Below are 19038 nucleotides of genomic sequence, written 5' to 3'. Positions count from 1 at the left end.
CCTGTTTCGAACATCTTATCGGGGGAGGCAGCAATGCCCATGTATGTCTATTCCGCCGACGGTCACCCCGTCGGTTTCCGTTTTGGCGACTATATTCACGACATGGGGGGTGACGCTGTCGGCCGCATCCTTGGTTCCCACGTCTATCGCCTCGATGGTTCTTATGTCGGGGAATTCTTCAAGGACACCGTGGTCGACAAGCCCGCGCACAATCCGCGCAATATCGCGCCGATGCGCCGTCCGGAAACCGTCCCTTCGCCCGGCATCAGCTTCTCGCGCCGGGCCGTCGTCGATTATGGCTATCAGGATATTTTCCACCGGCTCGCCGAACCGATGGACTTGAGCGACGAATATCGGATGGCGGCCGAATAAAGCCCGGTTTTGCCGGAACCGCCTCACTGCGCGGCGCGTTTTAAACGCGCGCATCAAGAGGTGATTGAAACCCGCCGAATGGCGGCTGACGAAGGGCTTCAGCTTCCAGGCTGAAGCCCTTCGCGCGTTGGCCTCTAAACCGGGAGAGGCGCCATGATGATCGAAGAAACGAAAATGACCCTCGCTTCGGAAACCGAAGCGGTGACCGACGACACGCACGAGCTCATTTCCTCGCGCCGCGTGGAAGGAACGCCCGTTTATAACATACGCGGCGAACGGCTGGGCCACGTTCATTCCGTGATGATCGGAAAGAAAAGCGGCCAGGTCGCCTACGCGCTCCTGTCCTTTGGCGGATTCCTGGGCATCGGGGAGCATGTTCATCCCGTGCCATGGGAAATCCTGACCTATGACGTGGATCTGGACGGCTATACGGTCGACCTGACGCGCGAGCAGTTGAAGAACGCGCCGACGATGCGGCTCGACGAAAGCGACCGCCCCCGCCGCCCCGAAGAGGATCAGGAAATCTCGCAATATTATGGCACGATGAATTGGTGGGGCCTTTAAGGCCGCGTCCACTTGCATGATCTGCGCCTCTGCGCGAAGCTCATGCAATGACGATCGAACTCACCGTCCTGGCGCTCGGCTGCCTGCTCGCCGTCGTCCATATTATCTTGGCGGTGAATGCCAAGACGCGCCAGTACGGACGCGCATGGAATATGGGCGCCCGTGACGAGGAATTGCCCCCGCTCAATCCGCTGGCGGGCCGCCTCGACCGCGCGCGCGGCAATTTCCTGGAGACCTTTCCGATCGCCATCGCGGCGATATTGATCGTCACCGTGGCGGAGCGGACGAACGCCTGGACGGCCGCCGGAGCCCTCCTCTGGCTCGCCGCCCGCGCCGTCTATCTTCCGCTCTATGCCGCGGGCATTCCGAAGATCCGCACGCTTGTCTATACGATCAGCATGGCGGGCCTGGCCATGATCCTCGCCCAGGCCTTGCTTTAAAGGCAGAATTTGTCGTCCGCAGTTTCCGGGTCATAGATAATGAATGGATAGCGCTCGGCATCGCCTGACAGATGCGTGGCCTGCGTTTCATATTCGATCGCCATTTGTTCGAACATCGCCGCCGTCGGCGGGTGCAATGTCGATCGCGCCAACTTCCGACATTGATCGGCCTGGTGACGCAAATGAACGATCCGGTTCGTCTGATACTGTGTCATGCCCCGCTTTCCCGGCCTTCCCTCGTGAGGAAGGCAGATTTCAGCTAAAGGCACTTTCCCCCGCAAACCATTCAGCCAACGGCGAAAAATACTATATCCAAGGATTCTAGGCTGCGATTGCCAAAGCCAAGCACGCTTATCGCCCGGCTTATCCCGAAGGGTTGCGACGCTGCTCGATCCGTTCGGCCTGCCGTTCATAGCGGACAGCCATTTCCTCGAACATCGCCGCGGCGGGTTGCCGTTCCGAACAACCCGCGAGAAAGCGGCATTGCCGCGCCTGAAACCTCAGGTGCATCAGACGTCCCTGCATTCATCCCCCTTTGCCCATGAGCAGGCGTTCATCCTGATGTTAGGGTCTGCCGCAGCGGGGAACAGATAACATTCGGCCAAAATACCTATAACTGTGGATAGTCAGTCCGCGACGACCGGAGGGCCGCCGCCCGGCGCCTTCGCCTGACGAAGCAGCAGGAGGAGAGGCAGGGCGGCAAGCGTGATGAGCATCATCAAGTGGAAATCGTCGATATAAGCGACCATCGCCGCTTGCCGGTTGATCTCCGCGTTCAAGGCGGCGAGCGCGGTGTCGCCGCCAGTTCCCAGCCGGTCCAGCAGGGCCGGATCGACGCCTTGCAACCGGCTCTGCGTCACGCTGGACGCGATATCGGCGTGGCTCACCTGCAGATTGCGGGACAGCAAGGTCGTGACGATCGAAATGCCGACCGATCCGCCGATGCTGCGCGACAGATTGAGGAGGCTCGCCGCCGTCGTGCGGTAGCGCGCCGCGAGCGTGCCGAACGCGAGCGTGTTCAAGGGCACGAAGATCAGGCCGAGGCCCAGCCCCTGCACCACGCCGGACGTGATGACCGGCCGCGAATCCATGTCGAGCGAGAAGCCCGACATCTGCCATAGCGAAAGGGCCATGAGCCCGAAGCCGGTGAGGATCAGCACGCGCGCATCGATCTTGCCGACGAGCCGCCCGGCGATCACCATGGAGATCAAGGTGCCCACGCCGCGCGGCGCGGTAAGAAAGCCCGATTGCAGCACCGAATAACCCATCAGGCGCTGCAGAAGCGGCGGCAGCAAGGCGAGCCCCGCGAGCAGCAACACGCCCGTCACGGCCATGAAGAAGAGGCCGGTCGCAAAATTGCGGTCGGCGAACATCCTGGGGTCGAAGATCGGGTTCCTGGCCGTCAGCATATGGACGACGAACATCCAGGCGCCGCCGACGGCGATGCCGAGCTCGATCCAGATTTCCCAGCTTTCGAACCAGTCGCGCTGCTCGCCCCGGTCGAGCATCATCTGCAGGCCGCCGATGGCGAGCGCGAGCAGGGCGAAGCCGAACAGGTCGAAGCGCTTCGATACCCTGGGCGTCGCGGGGAGGTAGCGGATGAGCATGACCGTCGCGAGGACGCCGACCGGAAGGTTGACGAGAAACACCCAGCGCCAGTTGAAGCTGTCGGTCAGCCACCCGCCGAGCACCGGCCCCAGAATCGGCCCGATCATCACGCCGCCGCCGAACAGGGCCATGGCCTTGGCGTGCTTTTCGGGCGGGTTGATGTCGAAGAGGGTCGCTTGAGCGAGCGGCACGATGAACGCGCCCGCCACGCCCTGCAGCGCGCGGAACAGCACCATTTCCGGCATGTTCTGCGCGAGCGCGCACAGCACCGAAGCGGCCGTGAAGCCGATCACCGTCCACAGGAAGAGCGGTTTCCGGCCCACCTTGTCGGCCAGCCAGCCGGTGATCGGAATCGCGACGGCCGATGCGACGATATAGCTGGTCAGCACCCAGTTGATCGTTTCCGACGTCGCGCCGAGGCTGGTTTGCATATGGGGCAGCGCGACGTTGGCGATCGTCGTGTCGAGCACCTGCATCAGCGTACCCAACATCACCGCGATGGTGATGAGGATACGCTCCAGCCCCTCGGGCCTGGCGATGGCGGATGCGGGCGCGGCCATGACCTAGCGCGTGGCAACCCGCTGCGATGCCCGGCCTTCCGTATCCACCGTCACTTCCGCCGAGAGGCCCGCGATGAACGGCCGGCCCGGCGTTTCGTCGAGCGCGATGCGGACGGGCACGCGCTGCGTCACTTTCACCCAATTGCCGGTCGCATTCTGCGCGGGCAGGACGGAAAATTCCGATCCCGTCCCCGCGCCGATGCTGGCGACATGGCCCTGGACCTTGAGGCCGGGATAGGCGTCGAGCTCGATCTCGGCGGGCTGGCCGACCGTCATCTTGGCAAGGTCGGTTTCCTTGTAATTGGCCTCGACCCACGTGTCGCCGCTCCGCACGATGGTCAGCACCGGAACGCCCGCCACAACGGCATTGCCAGCCTGTAGGCGGTCGGCCTGGCTGACGAAGCCGTCGGCCGGGGCGCGGATTTCGGTGCGCTGCAGGTCGAGCAGCGCCTTTTCGCGCGCAACGCGTGCCGCTTCGACGGCGGGCTGGTTTGTAGCGCCCTCTCCGGCGAGCGCCGCACGCGCGGTCGCGGCGTCCGCCTCAGCGTTGGCAAGCCGTTCGCGCGCCTCCTGCACCGCATGCTGGGCCTCTTCATAGCGCACACGGGTGGTGAAGCCGCGCTCGAGAAGCTCGGCGTAACGGGAAAATTCCTTCTGCGTGTAGGCAAGGTTCGCCCGCGCGCCTTCGATATCGGCGCCCGTGCCCGCCGACGCGGTCTGGAGCTGGTTCACCTGCACCCGCGCCGCCGCCATCTGCGCCTCGGCCTGGGCGAGCGCGAGGCGATAGGGGCGCTGGTCGAGGACGAACAGCAGGTCGCCTTTCTTCACCCGCTGGTTCTCGCGGACATGCACCTGCGCGATCGCGCCGCCCACCTCGGCGCTCACCGACACCTTGTCCTGGGCGACATAGGCATTGTCGGTCGCGACATAGCGGCCGGACGTCAGCCAGAAATAACCGCCCACGATCGCGAGCAGCAACGGCACCGACAGCATCAGAAATGTGCGCCACGCCGGCTTTTTCGGTTTCGTGTCGGAGGGGGCCGTATCGGCCGTCATTACCGTGTCGCTCATGCCGCTTTCCGCTCTTTCAAATTGGCTCTGATCCGGGCGAGCACGTTCGCGACGGCGTCCTGCTCGGCCGGTGAAATTCCATCCAGCGCATCGGCATGGAAGGCCGCCCCGATCGCCTGCAGTTCCCGGACCACCGGCTCGGCTTTGGCGGTGAGATGGATGCGCCATGCGCGGCGATCCTCTTCATCCCTGCGGCGTTCGACGAGCCCGGCCTCTTCCAGCCGGTCGACCATGCGGCAGAGGGTGATGGGCTCTACGTCCAGAGCATCGGCAAGGTCGACCTGCCGCAACCCATCCTGCCGCCACAACCGGGCCAGAACCCGCCACTGCGCACGCGTCGCGCCGAGCGCCACCGCCCGCCGATCGAAATCCCGCCGCATCAGCCGCGCCGTTTCCGCCAGATCGAATCCCAATGTCTGCATGAAGCGCATATAATAAGTATGCTTATTATCTACAATGGCGTTGTTCCGACACTGTGCGTTGACCGGTGAGAGCCATTTGTGGCAAGCCGTCCCAGCGCTATCTCGCGGGTGTAGCTCAATGGTAGAGCAGAAGCTTCCCAAGCTTACGACGGGGGTTCGATTCCCCTCGCCCGCTCCATGGTGCTCTCGTAGACGCCCCGCTCACACACACTTTGAATTGGCTTTTTTGCCATCTTTGACGTGGGGTGTGAGCCGAGTTGTTCGTGCGCAGTTGAAGCAAGCGTAGACGGAAATCGGCTTCGAAATCCCGTCGAGCTGCCGCTCGCGCTAGAGCCCTTGGCCAAGGAGATCAGCTCTGGAGGAGGCCACTCAAGCGATGCGGAATTATTCTCAGGTTCGTTCGAGGATTCCATGAGCTTGAGCCTCTCCAATAAGGCTCAGTTCTTGCGGCGCTCAGCCGATCCACGGCAATACGGCGAATGTCACCCTTCCAAGTTGTAGCGCTGCCGCCAGTTTCGCCGGTGAGTTGATACGGAGGCGTTCAAGATTCGATGGATTGCCCGGTCCTCAGGTCCGGGAGGAGGCAGGAGGGTGGTCCACTTAATCCGGGTCACAATCTTTGCGTAACAGCTCGCAAAGAAGTTCTTGGCCTCCGGCGACCACCCTTCTCGGTAGCCATTGTCAACCTCAAGAAACTTCCTGGCGAGGAATATCACCAAGTCGGAAAGCTGGATCATGGGGTGGCGGACCGAATCCACCGGATAGCTGAACTCAACGAGCCACTTCAGTCGACGCGCCTGTGGAACGTCATAGCGCCGATATGCGGTGATCGCATCGACGCGGGCTTGGTAAGCATCCTTCTGATCCAGGATGATCATTGCTCGCACGGTTCGCCCCAGCACCTGCTTGGCATATCGTTCTATATACGTGACGAGATAGTTGAAGCCGAGCAGGTATGGCACTGAACAATCTACTACCGGATGCGCATCAGCATTCAGGTTCGCTCCCAGCTTTGCCTTATCTATCGCTACAAGGTGCAGCGGGTGCTTCCGGTCTGTGATGAGATCTAAAAGCTCGTGGATCAAACCTGCCCGCTGCTCGCGGTCATACTGTTCAAATGGGCCTTCGCCGTTCACCAAGTCCGTCGCGTGAAGCTCGAAGCCGTCGGGGAGGTCTCCGCCGAAGAATTCCGTCAAACAGCTCCTGAACCGATCAGTCGTTTCTCTCCATCCTTGATCTTTAACGGAGATGCCGCCGAGTACGAATATCGGCTGTTGGTTGTTCTGGAGATCTCCACCGGTACACCCGCTTTCGTCGAGGTAGAAAAAGTGCATCGATGCCGTCCCCCATCAAACCATTCTAAGTCATTGTCGCCTTTTTTAGTGAGCCTTCCCGCCATCATCGTCGCGCCGGGCTCACCTATGTGATAATCGCATCTCCAAACATTCACGGCCGCTCGTGCCTAGTTGGTTTAGCCTATACCCAGCTTCTGCTGGAGGTAGGCCTGCAGAATGCTACTGCTAACATCGAGCAACTTCTGTCCACCGACCTGACTCACTCGACCAACAAACGCCTTCAGTTTGCCCTTGGCACTGACGATCTGTTCGGGCGAGGAGTTGGAGTCCTCCAGCTCGTGCACTGCGGCCCTCAGCTCTGAGCGTCTTGAGCCACCCACTCGATCGATCAACTCCAGCAGCTCCCTCGGTGCCGGCCCGATATTCTGCGTGCCGTGCACCTCACTGGCCACTAAGCCGTGAACATTTTCGAAAAATTGAGGCTTATAATTGAGAGTAAGCGGCCGCTCTCTGTGGCCGCCCAGCGTGAGGAACGAACCGACCCCTAGTGTTACAGGTATCATCTGATTGACGATCTCGTGTATCGCATCGAGGTCTCCGAGAGGAACAGCGTCGACCAATTCGCCCTCCAGCTGTTGCCTAACCTTGAGAGCGACCTTCTCCCTCTCATGGCGCATGTCTGTAGCTATTCTGCGAAGCTGCCTTGTGTACCGACTTACGATGTCCGCAATTTCCGCCCGATCGGCTCCCATAGCCACCAACAAAGTTTCGGCGCCATGTGGATCCTTCAAGCAAAGGTCCATCAACTGACCGAAGGATTCCATCTGGCCGGCTATCGCTTCCTGCGAAACCTCTCCGTCTCCGAAAAACTCGTATACCGTTCCTGCTGCAGTCGCATGGGTTGATTGGCGAACCTTGATCTTAGCCGCGCTTTCTAGGTAATCGCGGAAGAGCGACAGAACTTGCTCCGTCTGCCCGGCCCAGACAGTCCCTTTCGGTACGTAGAACCGAAACAGCATATTGCTTTGGTGTTGCTGAACAAACTCAGATGCAATGATCGAGATCTCTGCGTTTCTTTCGTACGCTACGACGTTCAGATCATAACCGTTAAAGAATGCCTGAACTTGCGCTCGTTTTTCCCTATCGAGAGGCTTGAAGTACTCAGATGAAGGGGTCCAAAACTCTTCGACGTAGTCGCCGTCGTGTTCCTCAACTGAGGCACTCTCAATGCCAAAGAAGCTCTGATGAACGAAGATGAGATGGGGAAGTCGGGAGATGCGCGAAAACAGCTCGTCTCGTACGGTGATATACTCAGAGTGGCAGAGGCGCTCCATCGCCTTCCATGTAAGCTTAACTACGACGCCAAATAGGTCTTCCTCATCGATAATGCGGACGATGTCGCTCCAATTGGATGGGCGAGACTCGAGCATCTTTTTGAAATAGTTAATTTGTGCAACCGCCAACCGGCTGGTGGCTGCATCGGGGTTAGCCTCACCTATGAAAAGGAAGGACTTGTCAGAGGTATCTTCGACCATCTCAGTCGGCATCCCGGTGATCCTGCGGGTCTAATTGACTACGTAGCGCCTAAATAACTTACACGCTTCTGGCGGATCGCCTTGTTTTAGCTACGTAGGATCCCCAAACCGAACGAGCAGCATCGATGGCCCCATCACAAGCGCGGTTCCGCTCTAAATAGGCGCGAAGCTGGGCCCAACTCTCTACGTCCGGCAGATTAGGATCGAGCTTAGCATCCCGAACGAAGTCGCCTTGAGGATTGCCCCTCGCCTGTCTGTTCGAGATGTAATCACGGAAAGACATTGCACGTACTCCTAAACGGACAGGGGCCGATGGGCTACGCCAAACTTTTTCTCAGCCTGAAGTACCAGCTTCTCATTGTCCCCCAACCGCTCTTCCCAAGATCTTATGTCGCCTATAACCGCACTGCGACGCGCATCCTCAAGACCCTTGGCGGCCTCTGATCGCATTCGGTAAACGCTTGCGAGAAAATCGCCTGCTGTTGGCATCCCCATGAGAGCACCTCCCCAACCCGTGTACACCACGCGCAGGGTCCATGCGACGGATGGGCACATCAATTCTGTGGATAAGTCGGACCCTTTGTGCAGTCAGTATTTCACGCATCTTTCGCTTAACATCGCGTGTAGGCGAGCTTACATCCCGAGCCTCCATGAGTATGATAACGGCGGATCGGGTTCGCCCGCTCCACTTCCACCCTCCGCAGCGTTCATTCTGGTGAAACGGTTGAGTCTCTATCTCGACGGGCATCTTTCAGCGGGGTTGCGCGTTGCAGCGGCGGAACGAAACGGGAGAATATGATGCGCTTCATTGCCCAGGCGGCGGTCATCCTTTTCCTTGCCGCCTGCGCTCCCCTGCCGGTGCCGTCCGCTTGGACGATCCAGACTTCGGCGACGGCGGGTACCGCGCTTGTCTATCAAGAGGGCGAAAGCGTTTCCGTCCGCTTCGCCTGCCGCCGCAATCCGGTGGATTTCTACGTACAGCCGGGAGACTTTTCGGCCGTTGCGGGCGATCCCCCGCTGATCCTGCGCAGCGGCGCGGCGAGCGTCAGCTTGCAGACCCGCGCGATCCCCGGCGGACCTGACATCGTCGAGGGGACGGCGCCCATGTCGGCGGGGGTCGTCGCGCTGATGGAAAGTCCAGAACCGCTGACGCTGTCTTATGGCACGCAGGATCGCACGCTGCCGGCAAGCGATGCGGGCCTCCGCGCCCGCTTTGTCGCGGCGTGCCGACAAGCGCGCTGATTGCCCCGGTGCATTCGCTCCTCTAGGGCCGGGTCATGACTCTTGGCGGTATTAGCGCGGCCTATGCGGACGTGAAGGTTTTCATCGAGCATTATACCGGCCTGGAGCGCGATGCGCTTCACATCCATCTCGCCATCCTTCTCTACCTTTGCGCGATGTTCGTGTTCCGGCAGACGCGGCGGAGCCGGATACCCTGGCTGGTCGTCCTCGCCTTCGAGATATTGAACGAATTGTTCGACCTGCGTTGGCAGCAGATACAAGGTACGTCGCTGGCGTGGCACGAAAGCCTGAAAGACCTGTGGAACACGATGCTGTGGCCCACGGCGCTTCTCTTTATCGGACGCTATACGACCCTGTTCGGGCATCGCGCGGGGAAGAGTGAAGGCCCCTAGATCGCGCCGTCGACAATCTCGCGCCCATTGCCGGTCAACGCGTCGATCAGCGTCTCGATACAGGCATTCAGCGCGTCGGGCTCCGTGCTGCGCACGACGAAATTCGCCCCCACCCGTCCTTCCTTGAAAAAGGGGTAGGAGCCGATCTGGCATTCGCGATGCGCCTTTTCAGTAGCCGCGAGCAGATCCGCCACTTCGCTTTCCGCCACCCAGCAGCCGACGGTGCGCGACAGGAGCGGTTTTCCGCCCTCCAGCGTCCCCGACAGTGCTTCGAGCATCAGCGTCGTGATGTGCGGCACCCCGGCAAGGATGAAGATGTTGCCGATACGGATGCCGGGCGCGCCGGACATGCGATTCTCGATCAAATCCGCGCCTTCGGGCACCCGTGCCATCCGGAGCCGCGCTTCGGTGATGCCGCCCCGGCTTTCATAATAAGCCTCGAGGATCGCACGCGCCTTCGGATGGACGACGACCGGGACGCCGAGTGCCGCCGCGATCGCGTCGACCGTGATGTCGTCATGGGTCGGGCCGATGCCGCCGGTGGTGAACAGATAATCATATGCCGCGCGCAGGGCGTTCACCGCTTCGACGATCCGCGCCTCCACATCAGGCACGATCCGCACTTCGGCCAGGCGAATGCCCTGCAGGTTCAGCCATGAAGCGATTTGCGCGACATTCTTATCCTGCGTGCGCCCGGACAAGATTTCGTCACCGATGATGACGAGTCCCGCCGTCCAGATCCGTTCCGTATCCATGCGGCATCTTTAGCGGCGGAGGGAGCGCGGCGCCATCGCTTCATTGCCGTTAACGGCCGCCATCGCTATATCCCGGTCCATGAACGATATCCTGGAAATCGACGACGCCGTCATCGGCCATAGCGGCCAGATCAAGCTGCATGGGCCGAAGGGCTTCGAAGGCATGCGCGCGGCGGGGCGGCTCGCGGCGGAAATCCTGGACGAGCTCACCAAGCATGTCGTGCCCGGCATCACCACGCAGGAAATCGACGACATCGTCCATCGCATGACGCGCGACGGCGGCGGCTATCCCGCGACGCTCGGCTATCGCGGCTATACGAAGAGCTGCTGCACCTCGATCAACCATGTCGTCTGCCACGGCATTCCGGGCGACCGGGCGCTGAAAGACGGGGACATCGTCAATATCGACGTCACCCCGATCCTCGACGGTTGGCATGGCGATACCAGCCGCATGTATTTCGTCGGCGACAATGTCCCGATCAAAGCGAAGCGCCTCGTCGACGTAACCTATGAAGCGATGATGCGCGGCATCGCGATGGCGAAGCCCGGCAACCGCCTGGGCGACATCAGCCATGCCATCCAAAGCTACGCGGAAAGTTTCCGCTACGGCGTCGTCCACGAATTTTGCGGCCACGGCCTCGGCCGCGAATTCCACAGCGCGCCCGAAGTCGTCCATGTCGGCAAGCCCGGCACTGGGCCGGAATTGAAGCCCGGCATGTTCTTCACGATCGAACCGATGGTGAATATCGGCAAGGCGGCGTGCAAGGTGCTGGACGACGGCTGGACGGCGGTGACGCGCGACCGCTCGCTCTCCGCCCAGTTCGAACATTCGGTCGGCATCACCGAGGACGGCTGCGAAATCTTCACGAAAAGCCCGCGCGGCCTCGATAAACCGCCTTACGCCTGACCCTTCGCATTGCGGCAGGGAACGGCTATGGTCGACCCTCGTCAAAGGGGGGAGGTTGCGCATGATCGAAAAACTGCTCCTGAAACTACGTGCCCGCGACACCATCTCGGCTGAGGAAGAGCGTGCCTTGGAAGATGCGGTCAGCGAGGTCAGGGAGATACCCGACAACAAGACGATCGTTTCACCGGGTGAAGAACTGGCCGTTTCGACCCTCCTGCTCGACGGCTTTCTCGCCCGCTACAAGGATCTGCGCGACGGGCAGCGGCAGATCACCGAGCTTCACGTTCCGGGCGATTTCGCCGATCTCCACAGCTTCACCCTGAAGCGGCTCGATCATAATGTCGGCACCTTGACCCCCTGCAAGATCGCTCTCGTTCCCCACGAACGGCTGGAGAGGATTACCGAAGCCTTTCCCCATCTCACGCGTCTTCTGTGGTTTTCGACCAATCTCGATGCCGCGATCCACCGGGAGTGGGAGGTGTCGCTCGGCCGCCGTTCCGCCTTCGCGCGCGTGGCCCACCTGTTCTGCGAGCTGTATCATCGCCTTAGCATCGTCGGCCTGACCGATGGGTTATCCTACGATTTCGCGCTGACCCAGACGGATGTGTCCGAATGCCTCGGCCTGACCGCCGTCCACGTGAACCGCACCTTGCGGGAACTTCGGGAATCCGATTTGCTGGAATTTCGCGGGCGGAAGGTCGTCATTTCCAACCTCGCGGCCTTGCAAGCCGCGGCGGAGTTCGATGCAGACTATCTCTACCTCGACTCCCGCCCGCGCTGAATTCAGCCGATCGCCATCGTGAGGCACCGTATCACGGCGGCTTCTTGGCGCCCTGCCCTGCCCCCGCTATCGTCACGCTGCACCGCAACCAGGGGATTCGCGTGAAGAAGATCGAAGCGATCATCAAGCCGTTCAAGCTGGACGAGGTGAAGGAGGCGCTGCACGATATCGGCGTGTCCGGAATGACGGTGCTCGAAGCAAAGGGCTTCGGGCGCCAGAAAGGCCATACCGAGCTCTATCGCGGCGCCGAATATGTCGTGGATTTCCTGCCCAAGGTGAAGCTGGAGGTGGTCGTCGACGACGCTCTCGCCGACCGCGTGGTCGAGGCGATCGAGACTGCCGCCCGCACCGGCCGGATCGGCGACGGCAAGATCTTCGTCTCCCATGTCGAACAGGCGGTCCGCATCCGCACCGGGGAGCGCGGCCCGGACGCGATTTGACGCTAGCGCATGGATGATCCCCGCCTCGCCCAGATGCACCCGGACGAGCTGCGCGCCGCCATGCGCACGCTTGGCTACAAGACGCAGAACGATCTCGCCAACGCGATCGGGGTCAGCCGCTCCGCCGTCAGCCTGTGGCTGGAGGGCAAGGTCGGCGTGCCGCGCCCGGTCGCCATGCTCCTGCGCATGCTGATCGCCGCCCAGCGCCGCGTCTACTGACCGGCGTGAAATATTCACCGGCCGCTGGAGCGGCTTTTCCCACGCCGTTAGAAAGCCCCGGCGCGGCCGAGTCCGGCGGCGATTCCATCGAGCGAGGGCAGACGACATGGCGAACGACGCGGGCAAAATCCTGGACATGATCAAGGATCAGGAAATCGAATGGGTCGACCTTCGATTTACCGATCCCAAGGGGAAGTGGCAGCACCTCACCATGTGCGCGGGTGTGGTCGATGAGGATCAGCTGACCGACGGCTTCATGTTCGACGGCTCCTCCATCGCGGGATGGAAGGCGATCAACGAAAGCGACATGATCCTGAAGCCGGACCTCGACGCCGTCTATGTCGATCCGTTCAGCGCGACGCCGATGCTGATCCTCGTCTGCGACATCGTCGATCCGGGCACCGGCGAACTTTACGCCCGCGATCCGCGCTCGACCGCCAAGCGCGCCGAGGCTTACCTCAAGACCACCGGCATCGGCGACACCGTCTATGTCGGCCCGGAAGCCGAATTCTTCATGTTCGACGACGTGCGGTTCGAGGACGGCTACAACACCTCCTATTTCAAGATCGACGATATCGAGCTGCCGACCAATTCGGGCCGCGAATATGAAGGCGGCAACCTCGCCCATCGCCCGCGCGCCAAGGGCGGCTATTTCCCGGTCGCGCCGGTCGACAGCGCCGGCGACATTCGCGGCGAGATGGTCTCGACCATGCTCGAAATGGGCCTGCCCATGGACAAGCATCATCACGAAGTCGCCGCCGCGCAGCACGAGCTCGGCCTCACCTACGGCACGCTCGTCGAAACCGCCGACCGCATGCAGGTCTACAAATATGTCGTGCACCAGGTCGCCCACGCCTATGGCAAGACCGCGACCTTCATGCCCAAGCCCATCGCGCAGGATAACGGATCGGGCATGCACACCCACATTTCGATCTGGAACGGCGGCAAGCCGCTCTTCGCGGGCAATGGCTATGCGGGCCTTTCGGAAACCGCGCTCTTCTTCATCGGCGGCGTCATCAAGCACGCCAAGGCCCTCAACGCCTTCACCAACCCGACGACGAACAGCTACAAGCGCCTGGTCCCCGGCTTCGAGGCGCCGGTGCTGCTCGCTTACTCCTCGCGCAACCGCTCGGCCTCATGCCGCATTCCCTACGGCACGGGCGAGAAGGCGAAGCGCGTCGAATTTCGCTTCCCGGACGCGCTCGCCAACCCCTATCTCTGCTATGCGGCGATCATGATGGCGGGCCTCGACGGCATCCAGAACCGCATCCATCCGGGCGACCCGATGGACAAGAATCTCTACGATCTGCCGCCGCAGGAATTGGTGGACGTTCCGACCGTCTGCGGATCGCTCCGCGAGGCGCTCGTGTCCCTCCAGAACGACCGCGCCTTCCTCACCCGCGGCGACGTGTTCAGCGACGATCAGATCGACGCCTATATCGACCTCAAATGGGAAGAAGTGCTGCGCTGGGAAACCACGCCGAGCCCGGTCGAATACGACATGTATTATTCGAGCTGATCCGCCTGAATCACAGAAAAGGCTTCGCCAGTTTTGCCAGCGAAGCCTTTTCTTTGTAAGCCGCGTTGCCTTAATCTAGGGGCTTCATGACCCACTTGATCGTGGTGGTTGTGGACGCGCTTTCTTCCTTGCCCTCTTGCTTGGTGGCGCGCACGATTTCTACGGGTTTACCCTCACTCGTCGTCCAAGTGCCGGTTGCCGATCCGCCTGCACCACTAACCTTAGCCCCTACGACCGAAAATTTCGTAAGCGAGGACCATGTGAATGGCTGCACCCTGATCTTCCTTGGTTCGCCGGTCGACGCCTCTTCGGCATCGATTTGAAATACACTTGTCCCTAAATCCACGTCCGCCGTTTTCGCCTTGTTGTCGACGGTGATCAGGAACGAGCATTTCTCGTCATCTTCGACCGAGAGATTTTTCTCGCCAGTCACGGAATAATCGGTGGTGAAGGAGCCACTTTCACCTTCGCCGGCATCGACGGCGACGAATTTCTTGCCCCGATCCGCGACAGTGATTTTCCCCGTACAATCTTCGGACCCCCAAGTGTCCTTATCACCCTGGAAGCTGTCATTCTTACCCCATTGTTCTTCAGGGATGTCAGGTATCTTTATGGTGCCGCTCAAACGTTTCGCCACTTCCGCCTGACATGCTTTCATCGCTCTCTCGCTCCCGCGAGATTCGCAGGCCTGCATTTGAGCGACAAGGTTCATTTCAGCAGCGCCCGGCTTATAGTCGGAAGGGTCGAAAGTCGGCGCTACCCCGTCATAGCTCGCAGTATCCTTGGCTAGGAATTTCAGCCGTGCCCGCCCGGTGAAAATCCGGCTTTTGTCTATGTCTTCCGTGCTGCCGTCCCTGATCCGGGAGCTATAATTGCCTGTAATCTCAACGGAAAAGTCGACGACGGCATAACGGTCCTGAGCGACGGCAAGACCGCTGGCGAACAGTGACGTAAGACCGGCACACAGAAATTTCATATCATGCCCCTCCATTCAAGCGTCGGCTCCATGGGATCCGAGCAGTTGTATTTGCAAAGCTAGACTGGGCCAGGAGGGGCCTCAATATCCTGCCGCCGCCTTCGTCGAAGCAACGGCTTATCTTCGTCGACTTTAGGCTTGGACCTCGTGCGACTTTGACGAAAGCTGCAACTCTTAGGTTACTGGCAGGGAGCGGCGCATGAAGATCGGCTTTTTAATCACAGCGGGATTGGCCATGGTCGCAACGGTCGCGCAGGCACAGCAGGCGACTTATTGGATGACCGCGGAAACCGGCAGCGGCATGAACCTGCAGCCGGGCCTCGCGGGTCTTGGGAAAAAGCAGCAGGACTATACGCGCAACCTCCGCCTCCACCTCGGCTCCTCGCGCAGCGCGGCGGCGGATGCGAAGGCGGAACATATTCCTCCCGCCGATCTCGGCGCCGGCCCCGCCTTGCCCCTGAAGCTGGTCAAGGATGACGGCGGCAGAGAGAAAGGCATCGTTTCCTGGGAGGATTTGGACATCAAGGGAAGGATGCTGATTTATTGGGGATGCGGCAATAATGTCCGCGCCAATCAGCCGGCGATCATCGATTTTTCGAAGGCCAAGCAGGCGGGAGCGAAAATCATACCCGCATCGATCCTTCAATTCAGCCAGCCGCCTTTGCCTTCGGCCAAGAAGAATGCCAGCTATTCGAATTGGCCCAATGAAAAGTCCAGCAAACCGATCCCGGCGCAAGGCTCGCTGGCGGGCGACCATGTCGTGCGCGGCGCCTACACCCCGGACATCAGCTTCAGCCTCAGCCAGAATCAGGATTTCCTGGCGCCGGTCGTGCTGACGAGTTCGACATCCCCGGCCGCGGATGGAACGATTCAGCTTGCCTGGAATCCGGTGGTCAATGCCAAGGGCTATTTCGCCATGGCCCAAAGCTCGGCTGCCAATGGCGACATGGTCTATTGGAGCTCCAGCGAAGTGCCGACAATGGGCGCGCCGGATTTCATGCAGGCGTCGGAAATCAATCGCCTTCTCCAGAAAAAGGCGCTGCTGGGCCAAACCCAGACCCAGTGCACGATACCGGCCGAGGTCGCCAAGCATCTGTCGGGCGCGATGCTGAACATCAGCGCTTTCGGTCCTGAAGCGAGCTTTTCGCATCCGCCCAAGCCCGCCAATGCCAAAGCCGACTGGCGGCCCGAATGGACGGCGCACCTCCTTACCAAGGCGTCCTATTTCAGCGCGATGGGCATGGAGGCGAAGCTTGCCGGTCGAGGCCGGGATGACGATGCCGGCGCTGAAGGGGATGAGGAAGAAACCGAAACGCCGGAGCAGGCCAAGAAGAGCTTGCTCAAGAAAGGCGTTGGCGGCCTGCTGAAGAAAGTCTTCTGACAGGAAGAGCCCGGCCGGACGCACGCCGGGCTCGCTGCCGCATCGGCTCAAAGCTGCGTGGGGGGCACTCGTTCTCGCCCCCCAGGCCCGTCGATGGACGTTGGGCATGGCATCCTGGCGCGGTTTCCGGCTGGAACCCGCTCCTTGCAGGCTGGTTTCTTGGGCCTTGGCCCTTGCTCATCGGGACGGCTCCTCATGAAGATTGCGCGCATCGAGACTTTTTATGTTCCGCCTCGTTGGCTGTTCGTCCGTGTCGAGGCGGATGACGGCACGGCCGGCTGGGGCGAAGCGAGCCTTGAGGGTTATGCGGAGGCCGTGGCCGGTGCGTTCGAGGCCTTGCGGGACCGGTTCATCGGTCAGGATCCGCGGCGGATCGAGGACATTTGGCAAGTGGCGTATCGCGGCGGCTTCTATCGCGGCGGGCCGGTCTTGATGTCGGCGCTCGCCGGGCTCGATCAGGCCTTGTGGGACTTGAAGGGGCGGCATTACGGCATCCCTGCCTGGGAGATGCTCGGCGGCAAGGTCCGCGACCGGGTGCGCGCTTATGCCTGGATCGGCGGCGACCGGCCGGACGACATTGCCGGCGCCGCCAGGGCGCGGCGGGAACAGGGCTTCTCGGCGGTCAAGATGAACGCGACCGCCGAGCTCGACTTTCTCGGCGCGCCCGCGCTCTTGGGCGAGGTCGCCGACCGCGTCCGGGCCGCGCAAGGCGAGGGAATGGACGTCGGGCTCGACTTTCACGGCCGCGTCCACAAGCCGATGGCGAAGCAACTCGCCAAGATGCTGGAGCCGCTCGGCCTCCTCTTCATCGAAGAACCCCTGCTCTCGGAACATCCGGAAGGCCTCGTCCAGATCGCGACCCTCGTCAGCACGCCCATCGCGCTTGGCGAGCGCCTCTATTCGCGCTGGGACTTCAAGCCCTTCCTGGCGTCGGGCGCCGTCGACATCATCCAGCCGGACTTGAGCCATGCCGGGGGCCTCAGCGAATGCCGCAGGATCGCGGCGATGGCCGAAGCCTATGACGTCGCCGTGGCGCCGCACTGCCCGCTCGGACCGCTGGCGCTCGCCGCCTGTCTTCAGCTCGCCGCGACCAGCCCCAATGTCGTGCTTCAGGAAATGTCGCTCGGCATCCACTACAATGCCGGCTACGACCTGCTGAGCTTCGTCAAGGAGCCCGCCGTGCTGACCCCGGTCGAGGGCCACCTCCCCATCCCGGAAGGGCCGGGGCTCGGCGTCGACATCGACGAAGACGCCGTCCGCGAAGCCCACCAAAATCCCCACCGCTGGCGCAACCCGGTCTGGCGGCATTCGGACGGAAGTTTCGCTGAATGGTGAGCGTCAACCACTCGTCGCATTTTGGCCGACCGGTCGATCTATTAATCTGTGATTTAAGACAATTATGACATAAATCCTGTCCCAGCTTCCGGGGGTTGGAAGCGATAGGGTGGGTTTAGCGATATGACTGAACGGTGGACTCCGGATGCGGCGCATGCATGGTTCAATGCGCAGCCTTGGCTCGTAGGATGCAATTTCACACCCTCCTACGCGATCAACCAGCTTGAAATGTGGCAGCCCGACAGCTTCGATCTGGGCGCGATCGAAGCGGAGCTGAAACTGGCCGCGTCGATCGGCATGAATGCGGTCCGCGTCTATCTCCATGATCTGTTGTGGATTCAGGATGCGCCGGGCTTCCTCGACCGCGTCGACGCCTTCCTCGCGAAGGCGGACGAATATGGCATCAGAACCATGCTCGTCCTGTTCGATTCCTGCTGGCATCCCGAACCCGCGCTCGGGCCCCAGCCCGCCCCGCGCGAAGGGGTGCACAATTCCGGTTGGGTGCAGTCGCCCGGCATGCCGGTATTGGCCGATCCCGGCGCACATGGACGGCTCGAAGATTATGTGAAAGGCGTAGTCGCCCGGTTCGCAAAGGACGAACGCGTCCTGTCCTGGGATATTTGGAACGAGCCGGACAATGGGCCTGAGGTCGCCTTGTGCGATCCGCGCCAGCTGAAGGCGAAGGCCGATCTCGTCGTGCCGCTGCTGGTGAACGCCTTCCTCTGGGCCCGAGAGATGGCCCCGATCCAGCCGCTTACCAGCGGCATCTGGCTCGGCGACTGGTCGGCACCGGATCTGCTGAGCCCGATCCAGCAGGCGCAGACCGGCAATTCCGACGTCATCTCCTTCCACAATTACGGCACCGCACAGGATTTCGTGACGCGCGTCAAATGGCTGAAGGCGATGGGCCGTCCGCTGATGTGCACCGAATTCATGGCGCGGCCCGCGGGCAGCACCTTCCAGGAAATCCTGCCGCCCGCCAAGGAGCATGGCGTCGGCGCCTTCTGCTGGGGCCTCGTGCGCGGCAAGACGCAGACTCACCTGCCCTGGGATAAATGGGAACCGCCCGCGCCTGTCGCGAACGACGTCTGGTTCCACGACATTTTCGACGAACACGGCAATCCGCACGATCCCGCCGAGGTCGAATTCCTGCGCCTCCTCAACGCGATAGACGACAAGATGTCGGCTTGAGGAAAGCGGGTGAGCGGGCCTGGAAAATCCGGG

24 protein-coding genes and 1 tRNA gene are annotated in these 19038 nt (G+C 61.3%); 15 read left to right on the top strand and 10 right to left on the bottom strand.

What is annotated here, in order from left to right; genetic code table 11:
- The first annotated feature begins 33 nt into the window (after positions 1-33).
- The 3 genes from IC614_RS00300 (at position 34) to IC614_RS00290 (ending at position 1376) form a co-directional block, all read left to right on the top strand.
- Positions 34-372, top strand: coding sequence for a 4-fold beta flower protein (locus tag IC614_RS00300; protein WP_200971781.1), 339 nt, complete (start codon positions 34-36; stop codon positions 370-372).
- A gap of 153 nt (positions 373-525) precedes the next feature.
- Positions 526-936, top strand: a complete 411-nt coding sequence (locus tag IC614_RS00295) for a PRC-barrel domain-containing protein (protein ID WP_226372667.1) — start codon at positions 526-528, stop codon at positions 934-936.
- 47 nt (positions 937-983) lie between these two features.
- The gene (locus IC614_RS00290; protein ID WP_200971780.1) at positions 984-1376 is read left to right on the top strand and encodes an MAPEG family protein; all 393 of its coding nucleotides are present in this window, start codon (positions 984-986) and stop codon (positions 1374-1376) included.
- Here the strand turns inward: IC614_RS00290 and IC614_RS00285 are convergent.
- From IC614_RS00285 to IC614_RS00265, 5 genes are all read right to left on the bottom strand, one after another.
- Positions 1373-1591: a hypothetical protein gene (locus tag IC614_RS00285; RefSeq protein WP_200971779.1), complete on the bottom strand. Its 219-nt coding sequence runs from the start codon at positions 1589-1591 to the stop codon at positions 1373-1375. The genes IC614_RS00290 and IC614_RS00285 overlap by 4 nt on opposite strands.
- A 148-nt stretch (positions 1592-1739) precedes the next feature.
- Complete coding sequence (locus IC614_RS00280) at positions 1740-1901, bottom strand: hypothetical protein (RefSeq protein ID WP_200971778.1); 162 nt, start codon at positions 1899-1901, stop codon at positions 1740-1742.
- 101 nt (positions 1902-2002) lie between these two features.
- Positions 2003-3544: a DHA2 family efflux MFS transporter permease subunit gene (locus tag IC614_RS00275; protein WP_200971777.1), complete on the bottom strand. Its 1542-nt coding sequence runs from the start codon at positions 3542-3544 to the stop codon at positions 2003-2005.
- Positions 3545-3547: 3 nt separating this feature from the next.
- A complete protein-coding gene (locus tag IC614_RS00270) occupies positions 3548-4615 on the bottom strand; it encodes an HlyD family secretion protein (protein ID WP_200971776.1) in 1068 nt (355 codons plus the stop codon).
- Positions 4612-5037: a MarR family winged helix-turn-helix transcriptional regulator gene (locus IC614_RS00265; RefSeq protein ID WP_226372666.1), complete on the bottom strand. Its 426-nt coding sequence runs from the start codon at positions 5035-5037 to the stop codon at positions 4612-4614. Before IC614_RS00265 ends, IC614_RS00270 begins: the two co-directional genes overlap by 4 nt.
- Positions 5038-5141: 104 nt before the next feature.
- On the opposite strand from IC614_RS00265, the gene IC614_RS00260 reads away from it, so the two are divergent.
- Positions 5142-5215, top strand: a tRNA-Gly gene (locus IC614_RS00260).
- Between the two features lie 304 nt (positions 5216-5519).
- On the opposite strand, the gene IC614_RS00255 is transcribed toward IC614_RS00260, so the two are convergent.
- From IC614_RS00255 to IC614_RS12455, 3 genes are all read right to left on the bottom strand, one after another.
- A complete protein-coding gene (locus IC614_RS00255; protein WP_200971774.1) occupies positions 5520-6371 on the bottom strand; it encodes a DUF3800 domain-containing protein in 852 nt (283 codons plus the stop codon).
- Positions 6372-6508: 137 nt separating this feature from the next.
- A complete protein-coding gene (locus tag IC614_RS00250; protein WP_200971773.1) occupies positions 6509-7867 on the bottom strand; it encodes a hypothetical protein in 1359 nt (452 codons plus the stop codon).
- A 58-nt stretch (positions 7868-7925) separates the two neighbouring features.
- Positions 7926-8150, bottom strand: coding sequence for a YozE family protein (locus IC614_RS12455; RefSeq protein WP_200971772.1), 225 nt, complete (start codon positions 8148-8150; stop codon positions 7926-7928).
- Positions 8151-8179: 29 nt separating this feature from the next.
- On the opposite strand from IC614_RS12455, the gene IC614_RS12375 reads away from it, so the two are divergent.
- The 3 genes from IC614_RS12375 to IC614_RS00235 all read left to right on the top strand — a co-directional run bounded on the left by IC614_RS12375 (position 8180) and on the right by IC614_RS00235 (position 9501).
- Entirely contained in the window at positions 8180-8311 is a 132-nt protein-coding gene (locus IC614_RS12375) for a hypothetical protein (RefSeq protein ID WP_264175500.1), read from the top strand.
- Between the two features lie 351 nt (positions 8312-8662).
- Positions 8663-9109: a hypothetical protein gene (locus tag IC614_RS00240; protein WP_200971771.1), complete on the top strand. Its 447-nt coding sequence runs from the start codon at positions 8663-8665 to the stop codon at positions 9107-9109.
- A gap of 35 nt (positions 9110-9144) precedes the next feature.
- Positions 9145-9501: a hypothetical protein gene (locus tag IC614_RS00235; protein WP_200971770.1), complete on the top strand. Its 357-nt coding sequence runs from the start codon at positions 9145-9147 to the stop codon at positions 9499-9501.
- On the opposite strand, the gene IC614_RS00230 is transcribed toward IC614_RS00235, so the two are convergent.
- Positions 9498-10256, bottom strand: coding sequence for a competence/damage-inducible protein A (locus IC614_RS00230; protein ID WP_200971769.1), 759 nt, complete (start codon positions 10254-10256; stop codon positions 9498-9500). The genes IC614_RS00235 and IC614_RS00230 overlap by 4 nt on opposite strands.
- 79 nt (positions 10257-10335) lie before the next feature.
- On the opposite strand from IC614_RS00230, the gene map reads away from it, so the two are divergent.
- The 5 genes from map (at position 10336) to glnA (ending at position 14122) form a co-directional block, all read left to right on the top strand.
- Positions 10336-11163 carry a type I methionyl aminopeptidase gene (map, locus tag IC614_RS00225; RefSeq protein ID WP_200971768.1) on the top strand — a complete coding sequence of 276 codons (828 nt, stop codon included), beginning with the start codon at positions 10336-10338 and terminating at the stop codon, positions 11161-11163.
- A gap of 61 nt (positions 11164-11224) precedes the next feature.
- Positions 11225-11944: a Crp/Fnr family transcriptional regulator gene (locus IC614_RS00220; RefSeq protein ID WP_200971767.1), complete on the top strand. Its 720-nt coding sequence runs from the start codon at positions 11225-11227 to the stop codon at positions 11942-11944.
- A 101-nt stretch (positions 11945-12045) separates the two neighbouring features.
- A complete protein-coding gene (locus tag IC614_RS00215) occupies positions 12046-12384 on the top strand; it encodes a P-II family nitrogen regulator (protein ID WP_200971766.1) in 339 nt (112 codons plus the stop codon).
- 9 nt (positions 12385-12393) lie between these two features.
- Positions 12394-12603 (top strand): helix-turn-helix domain-containing protein, encoded by a 210-nt coding sequence (locus tag IC614_RS00210; protein WP_200971765.1) that lies wholly within the window; start codon positions 12394-12396, stop codon positions 12601-12603.
- 106 nt (positions 12604-12709) lie between these two features.
- A complete protein-coding gene (gene glnA / locus IC614_RS00205; protein WP_200971764.1) occupies positions 12710-14122 on the top strand; it encodes a type I glutamate--ammonia ligase in 1413 nt (470 codons plus the stop codon).
- A gap of 70 nt (positions 14123-14192) precedes the next feature.
- Here glnA and IC614_RS00200 read toward each other — a convergent pair whose 3' ends face one another.
- On the bottom strand, positions 14193-15098 hold the full coding sequence (locus IC614_RS00200) for a hypothetical protein (RefSeq protein ID WP_200971763.1): 906 nt from the start codon (positions 15096-15098) through the stop codon (positions 14193-14195).
- 235 nt (positions 15099-15333) lie between these two features.
- Between IC614_RS00200 and IC614_RS00195 the strand changes: the two genes are divergently transcribed.
- The 3 genes from IC614_RS00195 (at position 15334) to IC614_RS00185 (ending at position 19005) form a co-directional block, all read left to right on the top strand.
- Positions 15334-16479: a hypothetical protein gene (locus IC614_RS00195; protein WP_207791126.1), complete on the top strand. Its 1146-nt coding sequence runs from the start codon at positions 15334-15336 to the stop codon at positions 16477-16479.
- A gap of 195 nt (positions 16480-16674) precedes the next feature.
- Positions 16675-17814 carry a galactonate dehydratase gene (dgoD, locus tag IC614_RS00190; protein WP_200971761.1) on the top strand — a complete coding sequence of 380 codons (1140 nt, stop codon included), beginning with the start codon at positions 16675-16677 and terminating at the stop codon, positions 17812-17814.
- Positions 17815-17937: 123 nt separating this feature from the next.
- The gene (locus IC614_RS00185) at positions 17938-19005 is read left to right on the top strand and encodes a cellulase family glycosylhydrolase (RefSeq protein WP_200971760.1); all 1068 of its coding nucleotides are present in this window, start codon (positions 17938-17940) and stop codon (positions 19003-19005) included.
- The last annotated feature ends 33 nt before the right edge of the window (positions 19006-19038 follow it).

The sequence above is a fragment of the Sphingosinicella flava genome (assembly GCF_016025255.1).
Taxonomy (GTDB): Bacteria; Pseudomonadota; Alphaproteobacteria; order Sphingomonadales; family Sphingomonadaceae; genus Allosphingosinicella; species Allosphingosinicella flava.
Note: the sequence above shows the minus strand (reverse complement) of the source record. Positions and strands in the feature narration are given on the sequence as shown.